Here is a 6,576-nt window from a genome sequence, read left to right on the forward strand (position 1 = left end):
CCGCTGGAGTCGGTGCCGCGCATCAGGACGAAGCACTGGCCGGCCGGCTCGCTCAGGCTCTGGCAACGCGCCTCGGGCAGCCGGTGGGCTGGCAGCTCATCGCCACCAGCGGCCATCGCAGCGAGCAGGCGCTCGCGGCGTTCGAGGCGGCGGACGTGGTGCAGGCCGATGTGCTGATCACCTCCCTGGGCGTCAACGACGTTGTTGACCAGATCGCGCCTGCGCAGGCGTTGGTGGCGTTGGACCGCATCCACGCCCTTGCGACCGAGCGCGCTGGTGTGCGCCTGAGCGTGCACTGCGCAGCGCCGCCCATGCAGCGATTCCCGCTGCTGCCCCAGCCTCTGCGCTGGTTCTTCGGCCGCCAGGCAGCGCGCTTCAACGTGGCCTTGAGTTCGTCGGTCGAAGGCCAGGCATCACGCCATGTGCTGCATCTGCCCGAGGCCATGCAACGCAATGCCGTCGAGCTGATGGCCGAGGACGGCTTCCACCCCGGCCCGCGCGGCTATGCGCTCTGGGCCGAGGCGCTGGCCGATCGGGTGGTGGCGTCGTTACCTCAGCTATCGATCCACTCACCAAGTTGAGCGTTGCGGCCGCCCGGCCGTTCCTAGACTGCCCCGGCCGCAGCAACGCGGCAGCACCGGCCGCGCGAACCTGCAGACGGCGGGCTCAATAGGAGACAAAACATGCGGATCGATTTCCTCCGCCGGTGCTTGCGCCGGCTGGGCGCGGCAGCGTGCCTGCTTTTGGCGACGGCCACGGCCACGCCAGCATTGGCGGCCTTGAGCCTCACCACGCTCTACGACAGCGGCAGTTCTGCCAAGCTGCAATACCAGGTGGACACCGGCGGCGGCCTGGTGTTCAAGGTGATGGCCTACGACAACGGCGTCAGCACCCAGTCCAAGGGCGACCTTTCCAGCCTACTCTACAACGGCGTGCAGTACGCCGATGCCAGCCGTGGCTCGCAGCTGAACTCCGGCTTCGACTTCCTCTACAGCAACGTCTCGGCTGTCGACGTGCAGGCCCAGATGATCAGCAGCAGTGGTGCGGCCACGTCGGCCTCCACCGCCAACGGCGGCGTGGTCAGCGGCGGCACCTACGTCAAGATCACGGTGACCGTCTTCAGCGCCAACGGCGGCGTGCTCAAGCACTACTACATGGCCAAGAGCGGCGAGCCGCGCATCTACATGGGCACCTATTTCACCGAGGAGCCCGACACGCTGAACCTGGTGCGCTTCATCCTGCGCGTGCCCATCGCGGCGCTCTCCAAGGGAGGGCCGGCCGGCCTGCCCGGCGGCCTGGCTAGCAACGGCAGTTGGCCGCAGGACCTGCGCGGCACGGACACGACGGTCGAAGCGAGCGACGTGTTCGGTTTCTCCAGCAGCACCTCCAGCGCGGGGCAAACGCGCTCCAAGCACTACTCCAACATGCGGCTGAAGGACTGGCAGTACTTCGGCGGCCTCAACAGCGCCGGCAGCGTGGGGCTGTGGTTCTATCGGGACAACAACGAAGGCAATTCCGGCGGGCCCTTCTACCGCAGCCTGCTCAACCAGATCACGTCCACCAACAACGAGCTGACCTATATCGTCAACTACGGCGAGGGCCAGACCGAGGCCTTCCGCATGGGGGTGTTGAACAGCTACACGCTGATGTTCACCGCTGGCGGTGCGCCGTCGGCGCCGGATACGAGCTGGTTCTCGGTGATGGCGCTGGACGGTTATGTGGCTGCGTCCGGCCGCGGCACGGTGGCCGGCGTCGGTCTGTCGGGCACCGATTCGAACTACAGCTACACGGTGGGCTTCTCCAGCAGCACGGCGCAGTACTGGGCCAGCGCCAACCTCGCCAACAACGGCTTCTTCAAGAGCACCGGCATGCGGCCGGGCACCTACACGCTCACGGTCTACAAGAACGAGCTGGCGGTCTACACCGGCAGCGTGACCGTCACGGCCGGCGGCACGACGACCTTGAACACGCTGGCGATCAACGCCGACCCTTCAGCCAAGGCGGCGCTGTGGCGCATCGGCAACTGGGACGGCACGCCAGCCGAGTTCCTGAACGGCGGCAGGCTCACGACCATGCATCCGTCGGACGTGCGCATGAGCGGTTGGGTGCCGGCCACCTTTGTGGTGGGCACGTCGAGCGCGGCCAGCGGTTTCCCGGCCTGCCAATGGAAGGACGTCAACAACGCGCGCGTCATCCAGTTCACGCTGACCAGCGCCCAGGTGCAGAACCTGACGCTGCGCATTGGAACGACGGAAGACTTCAACGGCGCCCGGCCGCAGATCAGCGTCAACAACGGCAGCTGGACCTCCGCCATCCCGACCGCGCCGCCCAAGGGCTCGCGCAACCTGACGGTGGGCACCTACCGCGGCGTGAACCGGCTCTACAGCTTCGACATTCCGTCGACCGCGCTGGTGGCCGGCACCAACACGGTGACCGTCAATGTCGTCAGCGGTACCTCGGGCACGGCATACCTGAGCCCGGCACTGTCTTACGACGCGGTCGACCTGATCGTGACGCCGTGACCCCTGGATCGGCGCGGGCCGATCAGGGTGCCACCAGCCTCGACTTGCCTTCGCGGTCGATGGCCACGTAGGTCAGGTTGGCCTCGGTCACCTTGACCACGTGCAGGTTCTCCGGGTCGCGCTCGGCCATCACCTCCACGTGCACGGTGACGGAGGTGCGGCCCACCCGGGTGACTGTGGCGTAAAAACTCAGCAGGTCGCCGATGGACACCGGCTGCTTGAAAACGAACTCGTTGACGGCGACGGTGGCGACGCGGCCACGCGAGATGCGGGCCGGCAGCACCGAGCCGGCGATGTCGACCTGGGCCATGATCCAGCCGCCGAAGATGTCGCCGTTGGCGTTGGCGTCGGCCGGCATGGGCATGACGCGCAGGACGAGCTGGCGGTCACCGCCGTGCGGTGTCGATGGGGCGTTTTCAGTCATGGCGGGATTGTCCCGTACAAGCTGCCGTTCAGAAGCGCTACCGGTTGTCGGCGCCCGGCGTGGCGCGAGGCGCCGTGTCACCCCGCTGCGCCTTGCGCAAGTTGGCCGCGTCGGCCTCGGCCAGGCTCCTGTCCTGGTCGCTCAGGCGGAAGACACGGATGGAGTCCCGCACCCGGCTGACCTGGCCGTTCAGCGCTGTGGCCGAAGCGGCCAGCTCCTCCACCATCGCGGCGTTCTGCTGCGTGATGGCATCCATCTGCTGCACGGCCTCGCCGACCTGGGCGACGCCGGTGGCCTGCTCGCTCGCGGCGGTGTCGATCTGCACCAGCACGTCGCTGACGCGTGACACGGCGGAGGCCACCTCGTCCATGCGCAGCTGTGCGTCACCGGCCCGGTGGCTGCCGGTCTCGACGCGCCCGCGCGATTCCTCGATAAGGGCGCGGATCTCCTTGGCTGCCGTGCCGGTGCGCTGAGCGAGGGCGCGCACCTCGGCGGCCACCACCGCGAAACCGCGGCCCTGCTCGCCGGCGCGAGCCGCCTCGACGGCGGCATTCAGGGCCAGGATGTTGGTCTGGAAGGCCACGCCTTCGATGACCTGGATGATGTCGCCGATGCGCTGCGACGAGTCGGTGATCTCCTGCATGGTGTCCGTCACGCCGTGGACGGCTTGCTGGCTGCGCTGGGCCACACCGGCGGTCTCGCGCGCAAAGCGGGCACCGTCGCCGGCCAGCTCCGAGGTCTGCCGCACGGTGCCGCTGATCTCGTCCATCGCGGCGGCGGTCTGCTCCAGGCTGCTGGCTTGGGACTCGGTGCGGGAAGACAGGTCCTGGTTGCCGGCGGCGATCTCCCGGGCACCGTCCTCCAGGTGGATGACCTCCTCGCGCACGTCGCGCACGACGGTGCGCACGGACACGGTCAGTTGGGCCAGCGCCAGTTGCAGCTCGCCGATCTCGCCCCGGCCGCTGACCTCGACGTGCCGCGTCAGATCGCCGCCTGCCAGCAGGTTGGCGGTGGCAATCACCTGGCGCAGCGGGGCGATCCCGCTCGCGAGCAGGCCGTAGCTGGCGGCGGCGGTGCTGGCCAGGGCAGCCAGTACCAGGCCCCAGCCTGGCGCGCCGGCCCAGGCTGCGAGCAGCGGTCCGGCCGCGGCCAGCACGGCCAGCAAAACCATCTGGCCGCGCAACTCGGGCCGCAGCCAGTCTGTCAGGCGGCCCACTGTGTCGTTGCGCTTGACCACGCCGCGCCGCAGCACATGAGTCCGGCGGCCTGCGGCCGCCTCAGCGCGCATGGTGGCGTAGAGCTGCTCGAAGCGGCGTACCTCGACGTCGCTGGGCTTGGTGCGCACCGACAGATACCCCACCGTGCGGTCGCCGTTTCGCACCGGCGTCGCGTTGGCTCGCACCCAGTAGTAGTCGCCGTTCTTGCGCCGGTTCTTGACGAGTGCGGTCCAGGGTTGTCCGCCCTCGATGGTGGCCCAGAGGTCGCGGAAGGCCTCCTCCGGCATGTCCGGGTGGCGCACGATGTTGTGCGGCTGGCCCAGCAACTCCGCCTGCGCGTAGCCGCTGACGGCCACGAAGCTGGGGTTGCAGTAGGTAATGCGCCCCTTCAGGTCCGTGATGGAAATGAGGGTCTGGTCGGAGGCCAGGGCGTACCCGTTCGGGGTCACCGGTTGGTTGTTGCGCATATTGGCCTCTCAGGTGGGACGGATAACCAGCCCTGGTTTTCGGCGCCAGGGGCCCAGCGTAGGGGTAGAAAGGTGCACCGCGATTGCGCTGCGTCAAAGGCGCAAGGGGTTCGCCGGCAGTTCCCATGCGGAACACGCCTTCCGGCGCGCGACCGGACAATGCCGGCATGCGTTCTCTTGCCGCCCGCCTCCCTGAACCCGCCTCAGCCAGCGCTCCCCGTGGCGACTGGGGCACCGTCGGCCGCCTGCTGCCCTATCTGTGGCGCTACCGCTGGCGCGTTGCACTGGCGCTGACCTTCATGGTGGGCGCCAAGCTCTGCAATGTCGGCGTGCCCCTGCTGCTCAAGCAGCTGATCGACAGCCTGAACCTCAAGGCTGGCCAGCCCGAGGCCCTGCTGGTGGTGCCGCTGGGCCTGCTGCTGGCCTATGGCGCATTGCGGCTGTCGACGTCGCTGTTCGCCGAGGCACGTGAGCTGATCTTCGCCAAGGCCACCGAGGGCACGTCGCGCAGCATCTCGCTGCAGGTGTTCCGGCATCTGCACGACCTGTCGCTGCGCTTTCACCTCGAACGCCAGACCGGTGGCATGACGCGCGACATCGAGCGCGGCACGCGCGCTGTGCACTCGCTGATCAGCTATTCCCTGTACAGCATCGTGCCGACGCTGATCGAGGTGGTGCTGGTGCTGACGCTGCTGGGTGTCAAGTTCGACGTCTGGTTCGCCGGCATCACGGTGGCGGCGTTGGTGATCTACATCGGCTTCACCGTCGTCGTCACCGAGTGGCGCACCAAGTTCCGCAAGACGCTCAACGAGCTGGACTCGGTGGCCCACAGCAAGGCCATCGACTCGCTGCTGAATTACGAGACGGTCAAGTACTTCAACAACGAGGCCTTCGAGGCCACGCGCTATGACGAGAGCCTGGAGAAGCTGCGCAAGGCCCAGCTGAAGAGCCAGCGCACGCTGTCCATGTTGAACACCGGCCAGCAGCTCATCATCGCGTCGGCGCTGGTGCTGATGCTGTGGCGAGCCACCCAGGGCGTCGTGGCGGGCCACATGAGCCTGGGCGACCTGGTCATGGTCAACGCCTTCATGATCCAGCTCTATATCCCGCTGAACTTCCTCGGCGTGATCTACCGCGAGATCAAGCAGGCGCTGACGGACATCGAGAAGCTCTTCGTGCTGCTGGACCGCGAGCGCGAGATCGCCGATGCGCCGGATGCCGCCGAGCTGGCCGTGGGTGGCGGCAGTGTCGTCTTCGACAACGTCCGCTTCGCCTACGACTCCGTGCGGCCCATCCTGCACGGCGTCAGCTTCGAGATCCCGGCGGGCAGGAAGGTCGCCGTCGTCGGCCCCAGCGGCTCAGGCAAGAGCACGCTGGCGCGGCTGCTCTACCGCTTCTACGACATCGACTCGGGTGGCATCCGCATCGACGGCCAGGACATCCGTACGGTGACGCAGTCCAGCCTGCGCCGCGCCATCGGCATCGTGCCGCAGGACACCGTGCTCTTCAACGACACCGTGGCCTACAACATCGCCTATGGGCGGCCCGGCGCTGGCCAGGCGGAGGTCGAGGGCGCGGCGCGTGCGGCGCATATCCATGCCTTCATCGCGGCGACACCGCTCGGCTACGACACCATGGTGGGCGAACGTGGCCTGAAGCTGTCGGGTGGCGAGAAGCAGCGCGTGGCCATTGCGCGCACGCTGCTGAAGAACCCGCCCATCCTCATCTTTGATGAAGCCACGTCGRCACTGGATTCGACCAACGAGCGCGCCATCCAGGCCGAACTGGAGTCCGTGGGCCAGAACAAGACCGTGCTGGTCATCGCCCACCGCCTGTCCACCGTCGTCGACGCGCACGAGATCCTCGTGCTGGAGCAGGGCCGCATCATCGAGCGCGGCCGGCACGACACCTTGCTGGCCAGGAACGGCCGCTACGCCGAAATGTGG

5 protein-coding genes are annotated in these 6,576 nt (G+C 67.8%); 3 read left to right on the forward strand and 2 right to left on the reverse strand.

Going from position 1 to position 6,576, the window contains the following annotated elements; genetic code table 11:
• Together ACXJKR_RS20700 and ACXJKR_RS20705 are read left to right on the forward strand one after the other, a co-directional pair.
• The coding region (locus tag ACXJKR_RS20700) for an SGNH/GDSL hydrolase family protein (protein WP_457324416.1) at positions 1–581 on the forward strand (581 nt) is incomplete at its 5' end.
• 198 nt (positions 582–779) lie between these two features.
• On the forward strand, positions 780–2,522 hold the full coding sequence (locus ACXJKR_RS20705) for a rhamnogalacturonan lyase B N-terminal domain-containing protein (protein ID WP_457324417.1): 1,743 nt from the start codon (positions 780–782) through the stop codon (positions 2,520–2,522).
• Positions 2,523–2,544: 22 nt separating this feature from the next.
• Here the strand turns inward: ACXJKR_RS20705 and ACXJKR_RS20710 are convergent, their stop codons facing one another.
• Both ACXJKR_RS20710 and ACXJKR_RS20715 read right to left on the reverse strand, forming a co-directional pair.
• A complete protein-coding gene (locus ACXJKR_RS20710; RefSeq protein WP_056203053.1) occupies positions 2,545–2,946 on the reverse strand; it encodes an acyl-CoA thioesterase in 402 nt (133 codons plus the stop codon).
• A gap of 37 nt (positions 2,947–2,983) precedes the next feature.
• Positions 2,984–4,630 carry a methyl-accepting chemotaxis protein gene (locus ACXJKR_RS20715; protein WP_457324418.1) on the reverse strand — a complete coding sequence of 549 codons (1,647 nt, stop codon included), beginning with the start codon at positions 4,628–4,630 and terminating at the stop codon, positions 2,984–2,986.
• A 167-nt stretch (positions 4,631–4,797) separates the two neighbouring features.
• On the opposite strand from ACXJKR_RS20715, the gene ACXJKR_RS20720 reads away from it, so the two are divergent.
• Positions 4,798–6,576 (forward strand): ABCB family ABC transporter ATP-binding protein/permease (locus ACXJKR_RS20720; protein ID WP_457324419.1); only part of this gene is annotated, 1,779 nt, incomplete at its 3' end.

It is taken from the genome of Roseateles sp. P5_E11, assembly GCF_054049355.1.